26 protein-coding genes are annotated in these 19012 nt (G+C 57.1%); 16 read left to right on the top strand and 10 right to left on the bottom strand.

The window, feature by feature from the left end; translation table 11 throughout:
* Positions 1-21 precede the first annotated feature (21 nt).
* The 3 genes from AC2FI7_RS15970 to AC2FI7_RS15980 are packed head-to-tail and all read left to right on the top strand — an operon-like array spanning position 22 to position 2889.
* Positions 22-894, top strand: a complete 873-nt coding sequence (locus AC2FI7_RS15970; RefSeq protein WP_010438514.1) for a carbohydrate ABC transporter permease — start codon at positions 22-24, stop codon at positions 892-894.
* Positions 887-1786: a carbohydrate ABC transporter permease gene (locus tag AC2FI7_RS15975; protein WP_010438517.1), complete on the top strand. Its 900-nt coding sequence runs from the start codon at positions 887-889 to the stop codon at positions 1784-1786. Before AC2FI7_RS15970 ends, AC2FI7_RS15975 begins: the two co-directional genes overlap by 8 nt.
* 5 nt (positions 1787-1791) lie before the next feature.
* Positions 1792-2889, top strand: a complete 1098-nt coding sequence (locus AC2FI7_RS15980) for an ABC transporter ATP-binding protein (protein WP_010438520.1) — start codon at positions 1792-1794, stop codon at positions 2887-2889.
* A 77-nt stretch (positions 2890-2966) separates the two neighbouring features.
* Here the strand turns inward: AC2FI7_RS15980 and AC2FI7_RS15985 are convergent, their stop codons facing one another.
* Both AC2FI7_RS15985 and AC2FI7_RS15990 read right to left on the bottom strand, forming a co-directional pair.
* Entirely contained in the window at positions 2967-3575 is a 609-nt protein-coding gene (locus AC2FI7_RS15985; protein ID WP_170541913.1) for an MlaC/ttg2D family ABC transporter substrate-binding protein, read from the bottom strand.
* Complete coding sequence (locus tag AC2FI7_RS15990; protein WP_010438526.1) at positions 3565-4380, bottom strand: MlaA family lipoprotein; 816 nt, start codon at positions 4378-4380, stop codon at positions 3565-3567. Before AC2FI7_RS15990 ends, AC2FI7_RS15985 begins: the two co-directional genes overlap by 11 nt.
* Before the next feature lie 295 nt (positions 4381-4675).
* Here AC2FI7_RS15990 and AC2FI7_RS15995 point away from each other — a divergent pair, with 295 nt between their 5' ends.
* The 4 genes from AC2FI7_RS15995 to AC2FI7_RS16010 are packed head-to-tail and all read left to right on the top strand — an operon-like array spanning position 4676 to position 7433.
* Positions 4676-5131 (top strand): RidA family protein, encoded by a 456-nt coding sequence (locus AC2FI7_RS15995; protein WP_496815749.1) that lies wholly within the window; start codon positions 4676-4678, stop codon positions 5129-5131.
* The gene (locus tag AC2FI7_RS16000) at positions 5128-5898 is read left to right on the top strand and encodes a glycerophosphodiester phosphodiesterase family protein (RefSeq protein WP_496815750.1); all 771 of its coding nucleotides are present in this window, start codon (positions 5128-5130) and stop codon (positions 5896-5898) included. Before AC2FI7_RS15995 ends, AC2FI7_RS16000 begins: the two co-directional genes overlap by 4 nt.
* Positions 5899-5943: 45 nt before the next feature.
* Complete coding sequence (locus AC2FI7_RS16005) at positions 5944-7131, top strand: GNAT family N-acetyltransferase (protein ID WP_496815751.1); 1188 nt, start codon at positions 5944-5946, stop codon at positions 7129-7131.
* Positions 7128-7433 (top strand): 4a-hydroxytetrahydrobiopterin dehydratase, encoded by a 306-nt coding sequence (locus AC2FI7_RS16010; protein ID WP_010438537.1) that lies wholly within the window; start codon positions 7128-7130, stop codon positions 7431-7433. The genes AC2FI7_RS16005 and AC2FI7_RS16010 overlap by 4 nt, the downstream gene beginning before the upstream one ends.
* Here the strand turns inward: AC2FI7_RS16010 and AC2FI7_RS16015 are convergent.
* From AC2FI7_RS16015 to AC2FI7_RS16030, 4 genes are all read right to left on the bottom strand, one after another.
* Complete coding sequence (locus AC2FI7_RS16015; RefSeq protein WP_010438538.1) at positions 7416-7724, bottom strand: hypothetical protein; 309 nt, start codon at positions 7722-7724, stop codon at positions 7416-7418. The genes AC2FI7_RS16010 and AC2FI7_RS16015 overlap by 18 nt on opposite strands.
* Positions 7725-7749: 25 nt before the next feature.
* A complete protein-coding gene (locus AC2FI7_RS16020; RefSeq protein ID WP_120981282.1) occupies positions 7750-8097 on the bottom strand; it encodes an EF-hand domain-containing protein in 348 nt (115 codons plus the stop codon).
* An 11-nt stretch (positions 8098-8108) separates the two neighbouring features.
* On the bottom strand, positions 8109-8354 hold the full coding sequence (locus AC2FI7_RS16025) for a glycine zipper 2TM domain-containing protein (protein ID WP_010438542.1): 246 nt from the start codon (positions 8352-8354) through the stop codon (positions 8109-8111).
* A 102-nt stretch (positions 8355-8456) separates the two neighbouring features.
* On the bottom strand, positions 8457-8942 hold the full coding sequence (locus tag AC2FI7_RS16030; protein WP_010438545.1) for a peroxiredoxin: 486 nt from the start codon (positions 8940-8942) through the stop codon (positions 8457-8459).
* A 99-nt stretch (positions 8943-9041) separates the two neighbouring features.
* Here AC2FI7_RS16030 and AC2FI7_RS16035 point away from each other — a divergent pair, with 99 nt between their 5' ends.
* The 4 genes from AC2FI7_RS16035 to AC2FI7_RS16050 are packed head-to-tail and all read left to right on the top strand — an operon-like array spanning position 9042 to position 11649.
* The gene (locus tag AC2FI7_RS16035) at positions 9042-10253 is read left to right on the top strand and encodes an NAD(P)/FAD-dependent oxidoreductase (RefSeq protein ID WP_496815753.1); all 1212 of its coding nucleotides are present in this window, start codon (positions 9042-9044) and stop codon (positions 10251-10253) included.
* Complete coding sequence (rsmD, locus tag AC2FI7_RS16040; protein WP_496815754.1) at positions 10250-10807, top strand: 16S rRNA (guanine(966)-N(2))-methyltransferase RsmD; 558 nt, start codon at positions 10250-10252, stop codon at positions 10805-10807. The genes AC2FI7_RS16035 and rsmD overlap by 4 nt, the downstream gene beginning before the upstream one ends.
* A gap of 1 nt (position 10808) precedes the next feature.
* A complete protein-coding gene (locus tag AC2FI7_RS16045; protein WP_010438552.1) occupies positions 10809-11444 on the top strand; it encodes an HAD family hydrolase in 636 nt (211 codons plus the stop codon).
* A 25-nt stretch (positions 11445-11469) separates the two neighbouring features.
* Complete coding sequence (locus tag AC2FI7_RS16050) at positions 11470-11649, top strand: hypothetical protein (RefSeq protein ID WP_010438555.1); 180 nt, start codon at positions 11470-11472, stop codon at positions 11647-11649.
* Here the strand turns inward: AC2FI7_RS16050 and map are convergent.
* The 3 genes from map to sfsA all read right to left on the bottom strand — a co-directional run bounded on the left by map (position 11637) and on the right by sfsA (position 13916).
* Positions 11637-12449, bottom strand: coding sequence for a type I methionyl aminopeptidase (gene map, locus AC2FI7_RS16055; protein ID WP_496815755.1), 813 nt, complete (start codon positions 12447-12449; stop codon positions 11637-11639). The two genes, AC2FI7_RS16050 and map, sit on opposite strands and share 13 nt — an antisense overlap.
* A gap of 134 nt (positions 12450-12583) precedes the next feature.
* Positions 12584-13153 carry a hypothetical protein gene (locus tag AC2FI7_RS16060; RefSeq protein ID WP_139056592.1) on the bottom strand — a complete coding sequence of 190 codons (570 nt, stop codon included), beginning with the start codon at positions 13151-13153 and terminating at the stop codon, positions 12584-12586.
* Between the two features lie 49 nt (positions 13154-13202).
* Positions 13203-13916: a DNA/RNA nuclease SfsA gene (gene sfsA / locus AC2FI7_RS16065; RefSeq protein ID WP_496815756.1), complete on the bottom strand. Its 714-nt coding sequence runs from the start codon at positions 13914-13916 to the stop codon at positions 13203-13205.
* A gap of 51 nt (positions 13917-13967) precedes the next feature.
* On the opposite strand from sfsA, the gene AC2FI7_RS16070 reads away from it, so the two are divergent.
* The 5 genes from AC2FI7_RS16070 to AC2FI7_RS16090 all read left to right on the top strand — a co-directional run bounded on the left by AC2FI7_RS16070 (position 13968) and on the right by AC2FI7_RS16090 (position 17843).
* Positions 13968-14690: a competence/damage-inducible protein A gene (locus AC2FI7_RS16070; RefSeq protein WP_496815757.1), complete on the top strand. Its 723-nt coding sequence runs from the start codon at positions 13968-13970 to the stop codon at positions 14688-14690.
* Entirely contained in the window at positions 14687-15397 is a 711-nt protein-coding gene (locus AC2FI7_RS16075; RefSeq protein WP_010438565.1) for a GNAT family N-acetyltransferase, read from the top strand. The genes AC2FI7_RS16070 and AC2FI7_RS16075 overlap by 4 nt, the downstream gene beginning before the upstream one ends.
* Positions 15398-15422: 25 nt before the next feature.
* On the top strand, positions 15423-15980 hold the full coding sequence (locus AC2FI7_RS16080; RefSeq protein ID WP_037320730.1) for a peroxidase-related enzyme: 558 nt from the start codon (positions 15423-15425) through the stop codon (positions 15978-15980).
* Positions 15977-16879 (top strand): OmpA family protein, encoded by a 903-nt coding sequence (locus AC2FI7_RS16085; RefSeq protein WP_010438568.1) that lies wholly within the window; start codon positions 15977-15979, stop codon positions 16877-16879. Before AC2FI7_RS16080 ends, AC2FI7_RS16085 begins: the two co-directional genes overlap by 4 nt.
* A gap of 148 nt (positions 16880-17027) precedes the next feature.
* The gene (locus AC2FI7_RS16090; protein ID WP_010438569.1) at positions 17028-17843 is read left to right on the top strand and encodes a DUF2189 domain-containing protein; all 816 of its coding nucleotides are present in this window, start codon (positions 17028-17030) and stop codon (positions 17841-17843) included.
* Between the two features lie 81 nt (positions 17844-17924).
* Here AC2FI7_RS16090 and AC2FI7_RS16095 read toward each other — a convergent pair whose 3' ends face one another.
* Positions 17925-18830 (bottom strand): LysR family transcriptional regulator, encoded by a 906-nt coding sequence (locus AC2FI7_RS16095; protein WP_010438570.1) that lies wholly within the window; start codon positions 18828-18830, stop codon positions 17925-17927.
* Between the last annotated feature and the right edge of the window lie 182 nt (positions 18831-19012).

The following is a 19012-nucleotide window of genomic DNA, read 5'->3' on the forward strand; positions in this document are numbered from 1 at the left end:
CATCTTTCCCCGGAGGCTAAAATGTCCGAATGGCTGGAAAACCACCTGCCCAAGGTGGTGCTGGCACCGTCGTTCATCGCCGTATTGATCTTTGTCTACGGATTTATCGGATGGACCGCATGGGTGTCGCTAACCCGATCGAAACTACTGCCGAAATACGAGATCAAGGGCTTCATTCAGTACGAACGCCTGTTTGACTCGCCCCGTTGGGATACGGCGATCAACAACCTGTATATCTTTGGCGCGCTGTTCATCGTCATCGCGATGGTACTGGGCCTGTTGCTGGCCATCCTGCTGGATCAGAAAATCCGCGTCGAAGGAGCCATCCGCACGATCTACCTCTACCCGATGGCATTGTCGATGATTGTGACCGGTACCGCGTGGAAGTGGATTCTGAACCCGGGTCTGGGCATAGAATCCATGGTGCAGGGCTGGGGCTTCGCAAACTTCGAGTTCGATTGGTTGGTGAACCCTGATTACGCCATCTACACCATCGTGATGGCCGCGATCTGGCAAAGCTCGGGTTTCGTCATGGCGCTGTTCCTGGCCGGTCTGCGGTCAGTGGACGGAGAGATCATCAAGGCCGCGCAGGTCGATGGCATCCCGACATGGCGCATCTATACTGCGATCATCATCCCCTCGATGGCCCCGATCTTCCTTTCGGCCTTCATCGTACTGGCGCATCTCGCGATCAAAAGCTTTGACCTTGTCATCGCCCTGACGGGTGGCGGTCCGGGCTACGCGACTGATTTGCCTGCCACTTATATGTACGCCATGGCGTTTTCGCGCGGCGATATCGGTCAGGCGGCTTCATCCGCAATGATCATGATGCTGGTCGTCTTTGCCATCGTGGTTCCCTATCTTTACTCAGAGCTGAGGGCGAAAAATGACTGATCTGTCGATGCCCCAAACCCAAACCCGTACCCAAAGCGCCACTGGCAAAATTGCCCTGCGTTGGTTGCTTTATGTCCTGCTGGGCCTGTTCGCGCTGTATTACCTGATGCCGCTGTTCGTGATGTTGACCACATCGCTGAAGAGCCTTGAGGAAATACGCACAGGCTCGCTGATCTCACTGCCACGCGAAGTCAGCTTTGACGCTTGGAAAACTGCATGGTCTGGCGCCTGTACCGGTATCCAGTGTGAAGGTCTGCGGCCTTATTTCTGGAACTCGGTCCTGATCGCGGTGCCTGCGGTCGCGATCTCCACCCTGTTGGGTGCGCTGAATGGCTACGTCGTGGCGCAGTGGCGGTTCAAAGGCGCGAATATCATCTTCTCGCTGATGCTGTTTGGTTGCTTTATCCCGTTCCAGGTGGTTCTGCTGCCCATGGCGCGCCTTCTGGGCATCATGGGAATCGCAGGAACCATTCCGGGTCTGATCTTTGTCCACGTGATATATGGGTTGGGCTTCACCACGCTGTTCTTCCGCAACTACTATGTCACTATTCCGGCTGAGTTGACCAAGGCTGCGCGCGTCGATGGGGCCGGGTTCATGCGGATCTTCTGGTCGATTTTCCTGCCGCTGTCGCTGCCGATCATCGTGGTGACCGTCATCTGGCAGTTCACGCAGATCTGGAACGACTTCCTGTTCGGCGTGTCATTCAGCCAGGCGGGCACGCAGCCCGTGACTGTGGCGCTCAACAACATCGTAAACTCCACCACCGGCGTCAAAGAGTACAACGTCGACATGGCCGCCGCGATCATCGCGGGTCTGCCGACGCTGCTCGTCTATGTCGTTGCCGGTAAGTATTTCATCCGCGGCCTGACCGCTGGCTCAGTGAAGGGATAAGACCCATGGCTCCCATCCTTGATATCAACAAACTCTACAAGAATTACGGCCCTGTCGAAATTCTGAAAGACATCAACATCTCGATTGAACCGGGCGATTTCCTGGTGCTTGTCGGCCCCTCAGGCTGCGGTAAATCCACCCTGCTGAACTGCATCGCGGGGCTGGAGGAGATCACCGGCGGCACATTGTCCATCGGCGGCAACGACATGACTCATGTCAGCCCAAAGGACCGCGACATCGCGATGGTGTTCCAGTCCTACGCTTTGTACCCGACCATGTCGGTCGCCAAGAACATCACCTTCGGCATGAAAGTGCGTGGGGTCGATCAGGCCACTCAGGATGCCAAGCTGAAAGAGGTCGCGTCGCTGCTGCAGATCGAACCGCTGCTCAACCGCCGCCCAAGCCAATTGTCGGGCGGTCAGCGTCAACGGGTCGCAATGGGTCGGGCGCTGGTGCGTGATCCTAAGCTGTTCCTGTTTGACGAACCCCTGTCGAACCTTGATGCCAAGCTGCGGGTCGAGATGCGGACTGAGATCAAGAAGCTACACCAGACGCTGGACGCTTCGATCGTTTACGTGACCCACGACCAAATCGAAGCGATGACGCTGGCGACCAAGATCGTCGTACTTAAAGGCGGGATCGTGCAGCAGATCGGAACGCCGGCCGAGATCTACAATAACCCGGCCAACCTTTTCGTTGCGGATTTTATGGGCTCTCCGGCGATGAACCTGATCCCAGCACAGGCATCGAACAATGGTTCGGGAACGCAGATTTCGATCACGCGAGAAACCGGCGATACGCTGGTCTTAACCGATGCGCGAGCACCGGAACTGCCGCAGGATGTCATCCTCGGTCTACGCCCGGAAGACATCGCCGAGGCCGGTTTCCGCGCCGGGGCAGGTGTGCAAGAGGCGGCCTGCATGGTCGATATGGTCGAACCTGCGGGGGCCGACACCTATGTGGTGTCGGAACTGGGGGGCAAGCAGGTCACAGCGCGCCTGCATGCCGAAACCAGCGCGCAGGCGGGCCAGATGTTGAACCTGGCTTTCGACATGAGCAAGGTGTCGTATTTCGCCAAGGAAACCGGTGAACGGCTGAATTGATTCCGTGGATTCAGGCAACGGATCGCGACTGTGCCGCCGGTGTTAATCGGCGGCACGCTCGTTTTCGGATATCAGGATCAGCCGGTGTTTTTCAGGTCCTTGATCAGGCGATTTAGGTCACCGCCACGTGCATCCAGCATGGCACCGATCTCAGTGCGCTCGGTCAGCAGCAGGTTCACGCCTTCGATGAACATGTTGTAGAACTTGCCACGGCCAGACTTGTCGGACACTAAGAATGTCACTTCGAACGGGGACGAGCCGCGTAGTTTGACTGAGGTTCTGACCTCGTATCCGGTTTTGATCTTGCGCGCGTTGCGCACGGTGACCTCACCGCCGATGAACTCGCGGAACCGGCGGCCATATTTGCGCGAGATATAGCCCTCGAACGCCTTGGTGAACTGGCGCAGTTGTGCGGAGGACGCTGTGCGTGCATCCGCCCCCAACGCATAGCGGGCCATGATCGGCACATCACCGTATTGAACGAAAATCTTCTGAAAATCGCGTAGCATGGCGTTTTCGGATTTGCCGGAGTCGATGATACGCGTGATATCGGCCACCACGCTGTTGACCAGTTGCTTGGCCTGCGCTTCGGTCAGCGCAAACGCGGGCAGAGGCAATGCGGCAACTGTCATCCCGGTCAGGGCAGCGGCTACAAATCGGCGTCTGTTCAACAGGTTATTCGGCATAGGGGTCCTCATACGGGTCAAGATAGGGGTCTCTGACAGGGTCGGTCCCGGTGTTGGCGTAGGGATCGTCATACAGACCCAGATAGGCGTCTTCATCATCCCTTGCCAGTTCAAAGCGGCGATTTTGCAAATAGATCGTACGTGCCTGTGCGTAACTATCGGCACTGTCATAAAGAATTGAATCGACCGTATCCGAGAACCGTCCACGATCCCCCATGCGCCGCACAACCTCGGCATAGACACCAATGTTGTCGACCGGACGCACCGGAGAGAAGTTAATTGGGTTCGAGAAAAGATTGAATACGACGCCGACAGCATCACGCGCGGTCGACGGGCCATAGAAAGGAAGTTCCACGTAGGCGCCCTCGCTGACACCCCAAACATGCAAGGTTTCTCCGAAATCAGTGTCGACGGGCGGCAGGTTCAATTCATCCGCGGGAGCGGACAGGCCAAATCCACCCACGGTCGAGTTGATCAGAAAGCGCAGCAACGCGTTGCCCGATTGTTTCAGATTGCCTTGCAACAGATAATCCAGAGCCTGCCCTGGCATGGTCAGGTTTTCAGCAAAGTGATTGAAGCTGGTGACCATCGGATCGGGCACGATCTTCACATAGCCTTTTGAGGCTGGACGGAACAGGAACCGGTCTACGCCCAGATTGAACTTGTGAATGCCACGGTTGGCACCTTCGTAAGGGTCGAAAATCTCACCTCGCGCGGCAGCGTCCTGTGGCTGCGTTGCGCATGCCGACAGAACCGTCATGATGGCGAATATGAATAGGTGCTTCAGGCGAATATAGCTTGGCACTGTCTTCTTTACTCCAAAAATACCGGTGGTGTGCCGGGCTTTCAATCAATACAGCCATTGCGCTCAAGGTGCGCAATTCGTCTCACATAGAGGTTTCGCGCGGAATATGAAACAACGACTCGCGTTTACCTCAGTAGGTGGGAGGTCGTAAAGTGACACGAATTCAACACTTCCTGAACAGGAGGACACCCGCGCAGTTCGCAGGCCTAGAGAAAATTACCGCTTTCCCGCTTTCCGAAACCTGCGTTCCCGGTTAGCGTCCGCGCGGAATCACTGTGAGATGAGGATCAACAACATGAGTATTGCGGCAAAACTGGACAGCTTGGGTGTCAATTTACCGGACGCGCCTGCGCCCGCAGCAAACTACGTTCCGTTCGTGCGCATCGGCAACATCGTCTATGTGTCGGGCCAAATCTCCAAGGCGGACGATCTGATCACAGGCAAGCTGGGCGATGACATGGATATTGAGGCAGGTGCGGCTGCGGCCAAGGTCTGCGCCATCAATCTGCTGGCTCAGGTAAAAGCGTCGTGCGGCGGCGATATCGACAAACTGGTGCGGGTGATCAAACTGACTGGTTTCGTGAACTCGACCGCTGATTTCACCGCACAACCCCAGGTGATCAATGGCGCGTCTGATTTTCTGGTTGAGGCGCTGGGTGAGGCTGGTCGTCACTCGCGTTCGGCCGTCAGCGCAGTGTCGCTGCCGCTGGGCGTTGCAGTCGAAATCGAAGGCATCTTCGAGGTTCAATGACACCTTCGCTGCCCCTTGAGTTTCTGAAGCGCCCGATTGCACATCGGGCGCTGCATGACGTTGCAGACCAGCGGCCCGAGAACAGCCGGTCCGCTATTCGTGCTGCGATAGACGCGGGATATGGCATTGAAATTGATTTGCAGCGCACGCGCGATAACCGTGCGATGGTGTTTCATGACTATGACATGACTCGCCTGACCGGACGCGCGGGACCTATTCAGCAAATCACTGCGGCGCAGGCTCAGGCGCAGCCTCTGCTGCATTCCGACGGTGAGAATATCCCGTCATTCGAAGAGGTGTTGAACATGGTCGCCGGTCGGGTGCCTCTTCTGATTGAGCTGAAGGATCAGGATGGGGCAATGGGACCTGATGTCGGTGCGTTGGAAGCTGATGTAGTAAGTGCGCTGAAAGGCTATGTCGGACTGGTCGCGCTAATGTCATTCAACCCACACGCGGTTGCCGAACTCGCGCGCCTTGCGCCACATCTACCGCGCGGTCTCGTTACCGGCTCTTACGACCCAAAGGTCGAGCTATTGCCGCAATCCATTTGCGACCATCTGCGCAATATCCCGGATTTTGACCGTGTTGGTGCCAGTTTCATCAGCCATGAAGCTTCTGATCTTGATCGACCCCTGGTCGCCGAGCTGAAGGCGCAAGGTGTGCCGATCCTGTGCTGGACGGTGCGCTCGCCTGAACAAGAGGCCGAGGCGCGCAGGGTTGCCGATAATGTGACTTTCGAAGGCTATCTGGCCGAACATCCCGCTTGATCCCGCCGCGCGCGATCACAGATAAAGGTGCAGCGCGGAGGGGACATGGATCAGGCACAGATTGAGGTTCGGGTTCTGACATCGCTCTCGCAGATAACAGCGGGCGATTGGGACAGTTGCGCCTGTCCTGAGGTTGCTGATGGCGGGCGACCGCATGATCCGTTCACCACACACCGATTTTTGCTGGCTTTGGAAGAAAGCGGTTCAGTCGGACGCGGCACAGGCTGGCAGCCGCAATATCTGGCGGCTTATCTTGATGGAATGCTGATCGGTGCGGCGCCGATGTATGCCAAATCGCATTCGCAGGGTGAGTACATCTTCGATCACAGCTGGGCCCATGCTTATGAAAGTGCAGGCGGGCGATACTATCCGAAACTGCAGATCGCTGCGCCATTTACACCCGCAACAGGCCGACGTTTTCTGGTACGGCCCGGCTATGATGCGGTGGGCATGTCAGCGCTGGTGCAAGGCGCGGTGCAGCTAGCCGCCGAAAATCGAATCTCCTCACTGCACGCCACCTTTTGCACCGAGGCCGAGGCGCTGGCTGGTGAACAGATGGGCCTGATGATCCGGCATTCGCAGCAGTTTCACTGGCTCAATGATGGATACACTGATTTCGATGGGTTTCTGGCAGCGCTATCTTCGCGCAAACGCAAAAATATCCGGAAAGAACGCGAGCAGGCCTGTGACTTCGGCGGGCAGATTCGTACGATCACAGGCGATGATCTGCGGCCCGAGCACTGGGATGCGTTCTGGCGGTTCTACCAGGACACCGGCGCGCGCAAATGGGGATCGCCCTACCTGACGCGGCAATTCTTTGATATCGCTCAGGAAACCATGACAGATGACATCGCTCTGGTGCTGGCCGAACGCAACGGATATCCGGTAGCCGGGGCCTTGAATTTCATCGGCCGGGAAACGCTCTATGGCCGCTATTGGGGCTGCGTGGAACACCATCCCTGCCTGCATTTCGAACTGTGCTATTATAGGGCGATCGACTTTGCCATTGCCGAAGGGCTGGCCCGGGTTGAGGCAGGTGCCCAGGGCGAGCACAAGCTAGCGCGCGGTTATATGCCGACCCGCACGCATAGCTTGCACTGGGTCGGTGATCCGGGTTTTGCTGATGCAGTTCAGAAATATCTGGACGCCGAAGCCCACGCAGTGGGAGAAGAGATCGAGATTCTGACGGATTATGGCCCGTTCAGGAAATCGAACCCGGAGGAACAGCAATGACCGAACTTCTGTCAACCGAGACCCGCGGCCCGCTGCTGGACCCGCTGTTCAGAAATGGCTGGACCATGGTTGAGGACCGCGATGCGATCACAAAGACCTTCATCTTCGATAGTTTTGTCGCCGCTTTCGGCTGGATGACGCAGGTGGCGATCTGGGCTGAGAAATGGAACCACCACCCCGAATGGTCGAATGTCTACCGCACAGTCGAGGTGGTGCTGTCCACCCATGATGTTGGCGGCCTGTCCGCACAAGACGCCAAGCTGGCGCGCAAGATGGATAGCCTTCTATCGGTCGCCAGCTGACCCTGCACCACCTGCCAGCAACGCAGCGGTTCCTAGTTGTTTGAAATCATCTGGAGAAATGGTTCCTCCGCTGATATCGATATTGGCCGGAATTCTGATCGTGCGGCTGCCGACCGAGCGGACGCTGCGGGTCGACGGGTTGATGTCGAGGCATCGCGTCTCATAACAGGTCAATCCGGCGGTATTGATCTGAATACGGGTCTGTCCGTCTGGGCCGGTAACAACCGGTGATTGCGGTACATCACAAGCCGCGAGCGCCAGAAGCGCGCCGAGGCTGATCCATCTCGTCATCTTACGCCTCCTGATTGATTGAGCACTAGTTTAATTGCCCATTGCCATCCAGATCAGCCGAGGTGAAATCGCTGTCCATCTGGGCGTCGTACTCTGGCCGTGAGATAGTGTTATCTCCATCGCGGTCAACATTCTGAAACTGCTTGATGTCTAGGAACGGTTTAGCTTCATCCAGGCCAAGTGTGCCGTTCTTGTCTTCGTCCATCGCTTGAAACGCATAATCCGAGAAAGCTTTGAATTCGTCCCGGGACAGAAACCCATCATTGTTCTTGTCGATATTGTTCAGCTCGGCCTCGTGCAGTTCTGCGACACTTTCGGCGCTTGCGGTGCCAGACATCAGAATGACAGCGATGATCATCAATGCTTGTTTCAAATCCAATCTCCTCAGCATGCGTAACGTTCGCCAGACAACCCACCTGCAGCAGCGCCCGCCGCCGTCAGAATGGTTTTGCCCGATCCACCGCCAAATTGATTGCCGATCACTCCGCCGATCAATGCGCCGCCTATGGTGCCGCTCAGACAAGCGATCTCGTGTTGCCGAGCAGCTTGTTGCTGGGGTGTAGGGGCAGGGCCGCACGCGGCTAAGGCGCCGGCACCACCAAGAATCAAAGTGATTAATTTCAGTCGCATCAATGAACTCCCGGGTTGTATGTCCAAGTATTGGCACATCGGTTCGTTGCATCAAGTTAAATGCGTTTCATGTGGCCCCGGTGATGCCGGGGCCAACCGGGATCAGAAGGTTTCAAGCAGACCTTCGCCAGCCGAAATCTCGCAAACGCCCGGATTCTCTTCGATGTTCAAGGCGATTACCTTGCCGTCATCGACCAACATGGCATAGCGCTTGGACCGTGCCAGCAGACCAACCGGTGGCGCGTCGAAATCCATGCCTACCGCCTTGGTGAATTCCGATGCGGCGTCGGCCAGCATGGTCAGTCCTGCGGCAGTTGCTCCGGTGCTTTCACCCCAGGCGCCCATCACGAAGGGATCGTTGACCGAAATACAGATGATCTCATCAACTCCTTTTGCGTCGAATTGGCCTTTTGTCCGCATGAAGCTTGGGACATGCGCGGTCGTGCAGGTCCCGGTAAATGCGCCCGGCACAGCAAAAATCACCACCTTGCGCCCTTTGGTTTTTTCTGAAATCCGCACCTCTCCAGGGCCATCGGCTCCCATCTGAATCAGCGTCGCGTCGGGCAGCATGTCACCTGTTGAAATCATTTATTAAGCTCCTGTCATTTGGATTTGCAGAGTCGGGCTTTGTCGCAATATAGGTTGTCGAAAGAAAGAGACCATCGGAATTCTGCAGGGGAGCACAACATGAGCCATATCGTCGTGATCGGGGCAGGGCAGGCTGGTGCTTCACTCGTGGCGCGGTTGCGCAAGGACGGCTTTGAAGGCGACATCACCCTGATTGGTGCCGAGCCGCACCTGCCCTACCAGCGCCCGCCATTATCCAAAGGCTACCTGTTGGGCGAGATGGAGTTGGAACGCCTGTTCCTGCGACCCGAGAGCTTCTATGCCGAGAACAACATCACCCTGCGACTGGGGCAGCGTGTGACCGGAATTGACCCCAAGGCCAAAACGGTAACGATAGGTGATGACGTGATCGCCTATGATGAGTTGGCTCTGACCACAGGCTCTGATCCGCGTCGACTGCCTGCAGCCATAGGTGGCGATCTTGAAGGCGTCCATGTGGTGCGCGATCTTGCGCATATCGACGAGATGGAGCCTCGGGTAACCGACGGCGCGCGCGCTTTGATCGTCGGTGGCGGCTATATCGGGCTCGAGGCCGCCGCGGTTTGTGCCAAGCGTGGGGTCAAAGTGACCTTGGTCGAGATGGCCGACCGCATCCTGCAGCGTGTCGCGGCGAAAGAGACCAGCGACTATTTCCGTACGCTTCATACAGAATACGGAGCCGACATTCGCGAAGGCGTTGGGCTGGATCGTTTGGTTGGTGAAGATGGCAAGGTGACGGGTGCTATTCTGTCCGATGGCACCGAATTAAAGGTAGATTTCGTTGTGGTGGGGGTCGGCATCGCGCCCTCAACGCAACTGGCTGAAATGGCGGGGTTGGAGCTGGACAATGGTATCAAAACCGATGCCCATGGCCGCACCTCGGACCCGTCAATCTGGGCTGCGGGTGATTGTGCATCCTTTCCGCATGGTGAGGGCCGCATTCGTCTGGAGAGCGTGCCCAACGCCATCGACCAGGCCGAGATCGTGGCCCAGAACATGCTGGGTGCTGCCAAGAATTATACCGCGACGCCGTGGTTCTGGTCGGATCAGTACGACGTCAAGCTGCAGATTGCGGGCCTAAATACAGGCTATGATCGCGTCGTGACCCGCAAGGGTGAAGGCGCGACGGTGTCCTTCTGGTACTATAAAGGCGATCAGCTGATTGCGGTCGACGCGATGAACGACCCACGCGCTTATATGGTCGGCAAACGCCTGATCGATGCGGGTAAAACAGCTGATCCGACGGTGGTGGCTGACCCAGAAGCGGACTTGAAACCGCTGCTCAAAGCGTGAGGATTATCGCCGGTAACTTCCGGGGCCGGGCATTGGCCTCGGTCGGTAAAGGCGATGCGGGCGCCCATCTGCGCCCCACTACCGATCGGGTGCGGGAAAGCCTTTTCAACGTCCTGAACCATCAGATCGACATTGATGGTCTGCACGTGTTGGACCTGTTTGCAGGTACTGGTGCGTTGGGGCTTGAAGCGCTGTCGCGCGGAGCGGCCCATGTTACGTTTGTCGATGATGGGCGAATTGCGCAGGGTCTGATCCGCAAGAATATCGATCTGACCGGAAGTCGGGACCAGACCACTCTGATCAGACGTGACGCAACGCGGTTGGGGGAAAACCCAGGCGACGCATGCGATCTGGTCTTTCTTGATCCGCCTTATGGCAAAGACCTGGGTCAAAAGGCGCTAGCGGCGGCCACCAAAGGTGGCTGGCTGGCCCAGGACGCCCTGATCGTGTGGGAGGAAAACGCCCCCATGATTGCTCCAAATGGGTTCACTCTGCATGACGCGCGAAAATATCGCGACACGTGCATTTCGCTGATGTGGCGAACTGAGGACTGATATGCATGATCTGGTCATTTTCGATTGCGACGGGGTTCTGGTTGATAGCGAGGTTCTGTCCAATCAGGTCATGATCGACAATCTGGCCCAATATGGTCTGCACCTGACCCTTGCAGAGTGCATGTCTCTTTTCGTCGGTGGTACGATGACTGGTGTCCGAGACAAGGCGCGCGATCTCGGTGCGGATCTGCCTGACGACTGGACCGATCAAATCTACTCGGAAATCTATGAGAGGCTGCGAGCGGGCACTCCTTTGGTTGAAGGCATCCCAGAATTGCTGACGCAATTGGATGCAGCCAGCATTCCTTATTGTGTCGCCTCAAATGGCAGGCCAGAGAAAATGCAGATTACTCTGGGTCAGAACGGTCTGTGGGAGCGGTTCAGCACGGTCATGTTTTCGGCCCATGTGCTGGGCTCAGGTAAACCTGACCCCACCCTGTTCCTGACAGCGGCGCAGCAATTTGGCGCCAAATCGCCGGTCGTGATCGAAGACAGTGAGAACGGCGTCACCGCCGCCATCCGTGCCAATATGCGCTGCCTCGCCTATGCAGCCCACGACGACGGCGCGCGGCTGGCAACGCTGGGGGCCGAGGTCTTCACGGATATGTCACACGTGCCGGGGCTTTTGGGACTCTGACCGAGAAATATGCTAAGGTCGGCCCATGGACCGCGCCATCACACCTCCGTTTTGGGGCTTTTTGACAGACAGCGACGCCACCACCGGGCCGCCGACCAAACCGATGCGCGCGCCGGTGTTTATCAACGACGCGGTGATCCCCTGGCGCGATGAGACGTTGTTGCTGAAACTTTTACGCGATCAGGCGACTGATCAGGACGAATAAGTCGGGTGATATTTGCCACCCGGTGACAGGGTGAAAATCTCAACCCCATCGGTCGTCACACCCACCGAATGCTCAAACTGCGCCGACAGAGATTTGTCGCGAGTCACGGCAGTCCAGTCATCGGCAAGTGTTTTGGTTTCGGGGCGGCCCAGATTGACCATCGGTTCGATGGTGAAGAACATGCCTTCTTCCAAAACCGCGCCTGTACCCGGACGGCCATAGTGCAGGACATTGGGCGGCGCGTGGAAAACACGGCCCAGCCCATGGCCGCAGAAATCGCGGACAACGCTCATCCGGTGCGCCTCGACATAGGCCTGAATGGCATGGCCTATATCCCCGAAGGTATTACCCGGCTTGACCATATCGATGCCCTTGAACAGCGCATCATGGGTCACCTGAATCAGCCGCTCGGCTTTACGCGGAAGCTTACCAGCCACGTACATACGCGAGGTGTCACCAAACCAGCCATCGACGATCACAGTGACGTCGATATTCAGGATATCGCCATCCTTCAGCTTCTTCTCGCCGGGGATGCCGTGACAGACTACATGGTTCACGCTGATACAACTTGCGTGCTGATAACCTTTATAGCCAATGGTCGCCGATTCAGCGCCTGCGTCCTCGACCATTTGAGTGATCAGACCGTCAATCGCACCGGTGGTCTGACCGACAAAAACATGATCAGCAATATCGTCCAATATCCGCGCAGCCAGCGCCCCTGCCGCATGCATTCCGGCAAAGTCACTCTGTTCGTAGATACGGATGCCATCCTTGGTCAGACGGCCACGATGTTCTTTCATCGGTGCGAGACTCCAAATATTTCACGCAGCACTTCTTTTACGCTGCTTGCGCAGAAAGTACCAGAGGGTGTGCGGTCGTGGATGTTTTTCAGTTAATTTGATTTAATACAGAGACTGATAAGGGCTCTTAGTGATCAAGGTAGACGAAAGTGAGTTGGAAATACGCCGACACTGCTTCCGGGGCCAACAAGAATAATCTTCCTTCCGGTTCGCAAACGTCTGCGAATACTGTTCGGGACATCACAAACGACGTTAACGGCACGCGCCGTGTCTTTCAGAGCGATTGGCCTAGGGCACCTCCGATAATCTCCCATATTGGGATCACTAACAACAAATGTTATTTCTACCGTGCGAAAAGAGGGAAGAGAAATAACCATAGGGATCGTCGCCGCCACTACAAGAAACCCCGCAAACGCACCTGCCAAAGGCATGAACAATATAGACAATGTTGTTTTTATTGGCTCTGAGAATAGGATGCCTTCCGATAAGCTAAGATGAACCGCCCAAAGTGCTGTTGCTCCTGAAATTGCTCCCACTATGCATGCAGGCCAAAATGCCAAGGAAAGCCAAACTGGAGAGGGAATAAACCCTACACCAAAAAATCTTGCCAATACAGGTATGCCACCCAAAATCATTAGAGTCAGTGAGATTGTTCGAATACGCTTTTCTAAGCGGGTGTTCTCGGTCTTCGATGGGGCAGTCATTCAGTTGTCCTTTGAGAAACCTAGGCAAATTCGATAGAAATAGTCGGATTCATCTGAGTTTTCTCTCAACAATTGATTGACGAGTTACCAAAATACCCATTGGCGAAATCTGCGTCCCGTAAACCAACTTCTCCACCCCCTGTGCCCGCGCTACTTCAAACGCCGCCGCATAGGTCGGATCAATATCCGCCGCCAGCGCAAACCGGTCGCAATCGGTCCGCTGCACCAGATACAGCATCACCGCCCGATGCCCTTGTGCCGCCATAGCCGCCAGTTCGCCCAGATGTTTAGTGCCGCGTGCGGTCACGCTGTCGGGAAACTCGGCCAGACCGGGTTGGCGCGATAGGGTGACGCTTTTGACCTCGACATAGGCATCCGGCAAACCCGGCTGGGTCAGCAAGAAATCGATGCGGCTGTTTTCACTGTATTTGACCTCGGGGCGCACGGTTTCATAGGACGCCAATTCCGGGATTTCGCGTGCCTCAAGCGCCGCCCGAAGCGCCTTGTTTGGGACGGATGTGTCGACTCCTGTGAAATGCCCGTTCTCATGATCAACCAGCCGCCAGCCGTACTTCAGCTTTTTCTTCGGATCATCATTCGGCTCCAGCCAGATTTTCTCACCCGGCTCCGCCAGCCCCATCATCGAACCCGGATTGGCACAATGGGCTGTTACCTCGCGCCTGTCTTCCAGCCTGCAATCGGCTAAAAAGCGTTTGTAGCGGCGGATCAGTCGGGCGGGGATAAGGGGGGTTTCAAATCGCATGGCCTAGGGCCTATACCTGCCCTAACGGTCGATCAAGAGGGAGGGCGCGCCATGGCCAATCCAACCGCTGCAATGTTGGTGATCGGGGATGAGATCCTCTCGGGCCGCACCCGCGATGCCAATATGCATTATCTGGCTGGAGAGCTGACCAAACACGGCATCGATCTGAAAGAGGTGCGCATTGTCAGTGATGATGCGCCCGCGATTGAGGCGGCAGTCAGGGCGCTGTCCCAGGCCCATGACCACGTGTTTACTAGTGGCGGCATCGGCCCGACCCATGACGATATCACCGCCGATTGCATCGCTCGAGCTTTTGGCGCGCATATCGATGTTCGCCACGACGCGCGGGCGCTGCTTGAAGCGCATTATGAGAAATCCGGGCTGGAGCTGAACGACGCTCGCCTGCGTATGGCGCGTATCCCGGACGGGGCGGAATTGATCGACAACCCGGTCTCGACCGCGCCCGGCTTTACGATTGCAAACGTCCATGTCATGGCCGGAGTACCGTTGGTTTTTCAGGCGATGGTGGCGAGTGTTTTACCTTTGCTTACCGGAGGCAACCCGCTGTTGTCGCAGACTCTGCGTGTGGACAGAGGTGAGGGCGATATAGCGTCGACCTTGGCCGCGCTCGCGAAAGATTTCGGCGACCTCTCGATCGGATGTTATCCGTTTCAGACGAATGGCGTCTTCGGAGCCAACGTCGTCGTGCGCGGCACCGAGGGTGGACGGATCGATGCCGCCATGACCCGCCTTGCGAAAGAGATCGAGCTTTGAATCCCGATTGGGCCGCCGTTGTCGATGGCACATGGCCTGCCGCCGGCTATCAAACGCAAGGCCCATTTCGACTGCGGCAAGGACAGGGCGGAGGTTCACGCGTCTCTGCCGCCAATCGCACCGGGGACGTCACCAGCGCCGATATCGATGCAGCCGAAAGCGCCATGCAGGCGATGGGTCAAAAACGCATCTTCTGCCTGCGTCCGGGGGATGAGGCGCTAGATGCAATGCTTGCGCAACGCGGCTACGACATCCTTGATCCGGTCAATATTTATTCCTGCCTGGCGCAGCAGTTGACCGATATCCCGATCCCGCGCGTGACTGTCTTCAACATCTGGGAACCGCTGGCCATCATGCGTGAGATCTGGGCGCAGGGCGGTATCGGCCCCGAACGGATTGCCATCATGTACCGGGCACCGGGCCCAAAGACCGGCCTTTTGTTGCGCCACAGCGATCAGCCCGCAGGAACCGGCTTCGTGGCGATCCATGAAGGTATCGCGATGGTTCATGCGCTGGAAATCCTGCCGGATCACCGCCGCAAGGGGTTGGGCCAGTGGGCCATGCGCGCCGCGGCCTTTTGGGCGCTGGACAATGGCGCGCAGACGCTTAGCGTGATCTGTACCAAGGCGAATGAGGGGGCCAATGGCCTCTACCACTCGCTGGGGATGAAGATCGTCGGAGAATACCACTATCGCCAGCGCGCCTGAGGAGGACGAATTGACCAAACAGGACATGCCCACTGCCCTGGATCTGCCAATGGTGGACCCACTACCGTCAGAGACGCAGAAATACTTTGATATCTGTGTTGAGAAACTGGGAATGGTGCCGAATGTCCTGCGCGCCTATGCCTTCGATATCGACAAGCTGAACGCCTTCACTTCGATGTATAATGATCTGATGCTGGCCGACAGCGGGCTGTCCAAACTGGAGCGCGAGATGATCGCGGTCGTGGTGTCCTCGATCAACAAATGCTTCTACTGCCTCGTGGCTCATGGCGCAGCGGTGCGGCAGCTTTCGGGCGATCCGCAGCTGGGTGAGATGCTGGTCATGAACTACCGCGTCGCCAAATTGGACGCGCGCCAACGTGCAATGCTGGATTTCGCAGCCAAGATGACCACCGCCAGCACCACAATCGAAGAGCCCGATCGCCAGCTTTTACGTGATGTCGGGTTTTCGGATCGCGATATCTGGGACATTGCCAATGTCACCGGTTTCTTCAATATGACCAACCGCGTGGCCAGTGCCACTGCGATGGTCCCGAACCCCGAGTATCACGCCCAGTTCCGATGATCCGAACCCTGTTCATCTGTATTGCTTTGCTGGCCGCGCCTGCCTTGGCGCAGGAGTTGAACTTTCCTACGGGCGCCCGGCAGATATCTGACCGCACCAGCGCGCTTGACAGTTACGACCTGCCAACCGGCGTGTTTGCCGACGGCGCAATTCCGTCCCGCAATGTCGAGGGGCGTGTTGAGCGGCTGACATGGCGGCTTCAGGCGGGGTCCAGCACAACGCTGCAAATCCTTGCGCCTCTGCGGGGTCAGCTTCAGGCGCAGGGTTTCGAGATCGCGTTTGAATGCGAGGCGCGCAATTGTGGCGGGTTCGATTTCCGCTTTGGCACCGAGGTGGTGCCGACGCCCGACATGTATGTGGCGATCCACGATTACCGCTTTCTGTCCGCCACCCGCGGCGACGAGGTGCTGAGCCTGCTGGTCAGCCGTAATCCGCCGGATGGCTATGTGCAGATGATCCGGGTGACCCCACTGGGCACGCAGCCCGCGCCGACATTGGTGATCGAGGAAACCGTTGAAGGCCCTGCCGGGTTGCTCAGCGATCTCAGCAGCACCGGACATGTCATCCTTGATGACCTGCACTTTCGCACCGGCGAAGTCGCGCTGGGCGAGGGGCCTTTCGCCTCGCTGGCGCTGCTTGCGGGTTATCTGGCCGACAATCCTTCGACCCGATTGGCGCTGGTCGGACACACGGATGATACGGGTGCATTGCCAGCCAATATTGCGGTCAGTACCAAACGGGCCGAAGCCGTGCGCGCGCGCCTGATTGAAGCGCATGGCGTTGCCGCCGACCGGATCGAGGCGCAGGGTGTGGGCTATCTTGCGCCCATCACCTCGAACGCCACACCCGAGGGTCGAGATATCAATCGCCGGGTCGAGGCGGTATTGCTGGTCAACTGACGGGCGCAGGCATCGCAGTCGCTCTGCGCCCCTCTTGCCCTGATGCCGCACCCTGATGCACACTTGCAGATGAACGGGGCATCTGCCTTGCTGTCGGACTTGTTGGAAGGCAGTCCCACCCGCCACCAAGCTTAGGGAGGAGTGCGTCATGGCTTCCAGTACCGACGATTCCACACCGCCGGACAACATGGCCCCACAACCAGCCATGCCCGAGGTCAACAGGCTGACAGCGGCAGATATCACCGCATCGCTCAAGGCCGGGTTTTCCGACTTCCTCGCACGCCCGGTCATGAGCGGTTTTTTCGGCCTGTTCTATGCGGTTTTCGGCATCCTGTTCGTCTGGTGCCTGGTTTGGCTTGGCAAGATCTGGATGATCATTCCTGCGGCGGTAGGCTTTCCGCTGGTCGCGCCCTTCGCAGCCGCGGGGCTCTATGAGATGTCCCGTCGCTTGCAAAAAGGGGAAAACTTCGGGTGGTCCGAAATCCTCACCGTCATGGCCAATCAACGCAAACGCGAGCTGGGCTGGATGGCCTTCGTCACCCTGTTCATATTCTGGGTCTGGACCTATCAAATCCGCCTTTGGCTGGCGATCACTCTGCAAAAAGCGTCATTTTCCGATTTTGAGGGGTTCTTGAACATCGTGCTTTTCACGCCGCAGGGCTGGACCTTCCTTGCGATTGGCACCTGCGTCGGGGCGTTTCTGTCGGCTGTGCTGTTCTCGGTAACCGTTATCGCCATGCCGATGCTGCTGGATCGTGAAACCAATTTCGTCTCTGCCATGCTAACCTCGGTTCGCGCCGTCTCCGAGAATCCGGTGGTGATGCTCGGCTGGGCTGCGATCATTTCGGTCACCATGCTGATATCACTGGCACCCGCGTTTTTGGGACTTGTCTTTACACTGCCGATCCTGGGTCACACCACATGGCACCTGTATCAGCGGGCTGTATCACCTGCTGAGGTTTGACCGGCAGATTCAGATCGAACGAGCGACAAAAAAAGACCCGCACTGATCAGCGCGGGTCATTTAGGTTCCACAGGGAGAATTCTACCAATCCATCGGACCTTTTTCAGCGAAGGATGCGACCAGAAAATCGATGAAAGCACGCACCTTGGGCTGGGTGAACCGGCCCGGCGGATAAACTGCGTAAACGCCTTGCACCTCGTCCGGAAGCGAAGGCATCGCATCCACCACCTCGCCCGATTTCAGCGCGTCGGCATAGAGATAGCTGGGCAGATGTGCGATCCCAAGGCCCGAGATTGCGGCGTTTAACAGCGACTGTCCGTCATTTACGCTTAACCAACCAGCGGTGCGCACCTGACGTTTCTCGCCCGACGGCGCGGTCAATTTCCAAACGCTGCCCGAGGACTGACTCGAATAGTGCAGTAGCTTGTGTTCATTCAGGTCGTCGATCTTTTGCGGGCGCCCAAACTGCTCGATATAGCTGGGCGCTACGACCATGCGTTTTACGGTTTCGGTCAGTTTGCGGGCGCGCAAGGTGCTGTCTTCCAGTTCCCCAATGCGCACGGCCACGTCAAAGCCTTCCGAGATCAGTTCGACGTAACGGTTGTTCAGCACCATGTTCACGGTGATATCGGGATAGGCAGACAGGAATTCCGAAAGCACAGGTGATAGGTGATTGACGCCGAAATCCGTCGCCACACTGATCCGCAGCAGACCAGAAGGGTCGGATTGCATCGAGGTTACAAGCGCATCTGCCTCGCCCGCGTCGTTGAGCACGCGCCGGGCGCGATCATAATAGGCCAGTCCAATCTCGGTCGGTGAAACCCGGCGTGTGGTGCGGTTTAGCAGTCGCGCACCCAGCCGCGCCTCAAGGCTCGACACGTGTTTGGACACGGCTGATTTGGAGATACCCATTTTTTTGGCCGCGTCGGTGAAACCACCCTGGTCCACCACGTTGGAAAAGGCCTCCATTTCGGTCAGTCGATCCATTCTCGTTCCCCAGGTCTTCTGTTCGTTGTCTCTTTATTGCGATCAATCTGGGCGAGAACTGGGCAGACATGAGATAATATCAGGGTTTTGATAGGGATCGTTTGCGACTGGGAAACGCCGAAGTTGCCGTGCTGTAATTCCTAACACCCAACACAAATAACCGATATCTGGACTTTTTCTCT

This window comes from Ruegeria sp. YTSA064, from assembly GCF_059610325.1.

Excerpts from the sequence above, each read along its gene's own strand:
- AC2FI7_RS16025 (WP_010438542.1), bottom strand. The coding sequence starts at position 8,354 with ATGCGACTGAAATTAATCACTTTGATTCTTGGTGGTGCCGGCGCCTTA.
- map (WP_496815755.1), bottom strand. The coding sequence starts at position 12,449 with ATGAAAGAACATCGTGGCCGTCTGACCAAGGATGGCATCCGTATCTAC.
- AC2FI7_RS15985 (WP_170541913.1), bottom strand. The coding sequence starts at position 3,575 with ATGCCGAATAACCTGTTGAACAGACGCCGATTTGTAGCCGCTGCCCTG.
- AC2FI7_RS16060 (WP_139056592.1), bottom strand. The coding sequence starts at position 13,153 with ATGACTGCCCCATCGAAGACCGAGAACACCCGCTTAGAAAAGCGTATT.
- AC2FI7_RS16085 (WP_010438568.1), top strand. The coding sequence starts at position 15,977 with ATGATCCGAACCCTGTTCATCTGTATTGCTTTGCTGGCCGCGCCTGCC.
- AC2FI7_RS16030 (WP_010438545.1), bottom strand. The coding sequence starts at position 8,942 with ATGATTTCAACAGGTGACATGCTGCCCGACGCGACGCTGATTCAGATG.
- AC2FI7_RS16080 (WP_037320730.1), top strand. The coding sequence starts at position 15,423 with ATGCCCACTGCCCTGGATCTGCCAATGGTGGACCCACTACCGTCAGAG.
- AC2FI7_RS16095 (WP_010438570.1), bottom strand. The coding sequence starts at position 18,830 with ATGGATCGACTGACCGAAATGGAGGCCTTTTCCAACGTGGTGGACCAG.
- AC2FI7_RS16070 (WP_496815757.1), top strand. The coding sequence starts at position 13,968 with ATGGCCAATCCAACCGCTGCAATGTTGGTGATCGGGGATGAGATCCTC.
- AC2FI7_RS15980 (WP_010438520.1), top strand. The coding sequence starts at position 1,792 with ATGGCTCCCATCCTTGATATCAACAAACTCTACAAGAATTACGGCCCT.
- AC2FI7_RS16005 (WP_496815751.1), top strand. The coding sequence starts at position 5,944 with ATGGATCAGGCACAGATTGAGGTTCGGGTTCTGACATCGCTCTCGCAG.
- AC2FI7_RS16090 (WP_010438569.1), top strand. The coding sequence starts at position 17,028 with ATGGCTTCCAGTACCGACGATTCCACACCGCCGGACAACATGGCCCCA.
- AC2FI7_RS16050 (WP_010438555.1), top strand. The coding sequence starts at position 11,470 with ATGGACCGCGCCATCACACCTCCGTTTTGGGGCTTTTTGACAGACAGC.
- AC2FI7_RS16000 (WP_496815750.1), top strand. The coding sequence starts at position 5,128 with ATGACACCTTCGCTGCCCCTTGAGTTTCTGAAGCGCCCGATTGCACAT.
- AC2FI7_RS16045 (WP_010438552.1), top strand. The coding sequence starts at position 10,809 with ATGCATGATCTGGTCATTTTCGATTGCGACGGGGTTCTGGTTGATAGC.
- AC2FI7_RS16035 (WP_496815753.1), top strand. The coding sequence starts at position 9,042 with ATGAGCCATATCGTCGTGATCGGGGCAGGGCAGGCTGGTGCTTCACTC.
- AC2FI7_RS16015 (WP_010438538.1), bottom strand. The coding sequence starts at position 7,724 with ATGACGAGATGGATCAGCCTCGGCGCGCTTCTGGCGCTCGCGGCTTGT.
- AC2FI7_RS15970 (WP_010438514.1), top strand. The coding sequence starts at position 22 with ATGTCCGAATGGCTGGAAAACCACCTGCCCAAGGTGGTGCTGGCACCG.
- AC2FI7_RS15975 (WP_010438517.1), top strand. The coding sequence starts at position 887 with ATGACTGATCTGTCGATGCCCCAAACCCAAACCCGTACCCAAAGCGCC.
- AC2FI7_RS15995 (WP_496815749.1), top strand. The coding sequence starts at position 4,676 with ATGAGTATTGCGGCAAAACTGGACAGCTTGGGTGTCAATTTACCGGAC.
- AC2FI7_RS16010 (WP_010438537.1), top strand. The coding sequence starts at position 7,128 with ATGACCGAACTTCTGTCAACCGAGACCCGCGGCCCGCTGCTGGACCCG.
- sfsA (WP_496815756.1), bottom strand. The coding sequence starts at position 13,916 with ATGCGATTTGAAACCCCCCTTATCCCCGCCCGACTGATCCGCCGCTAC.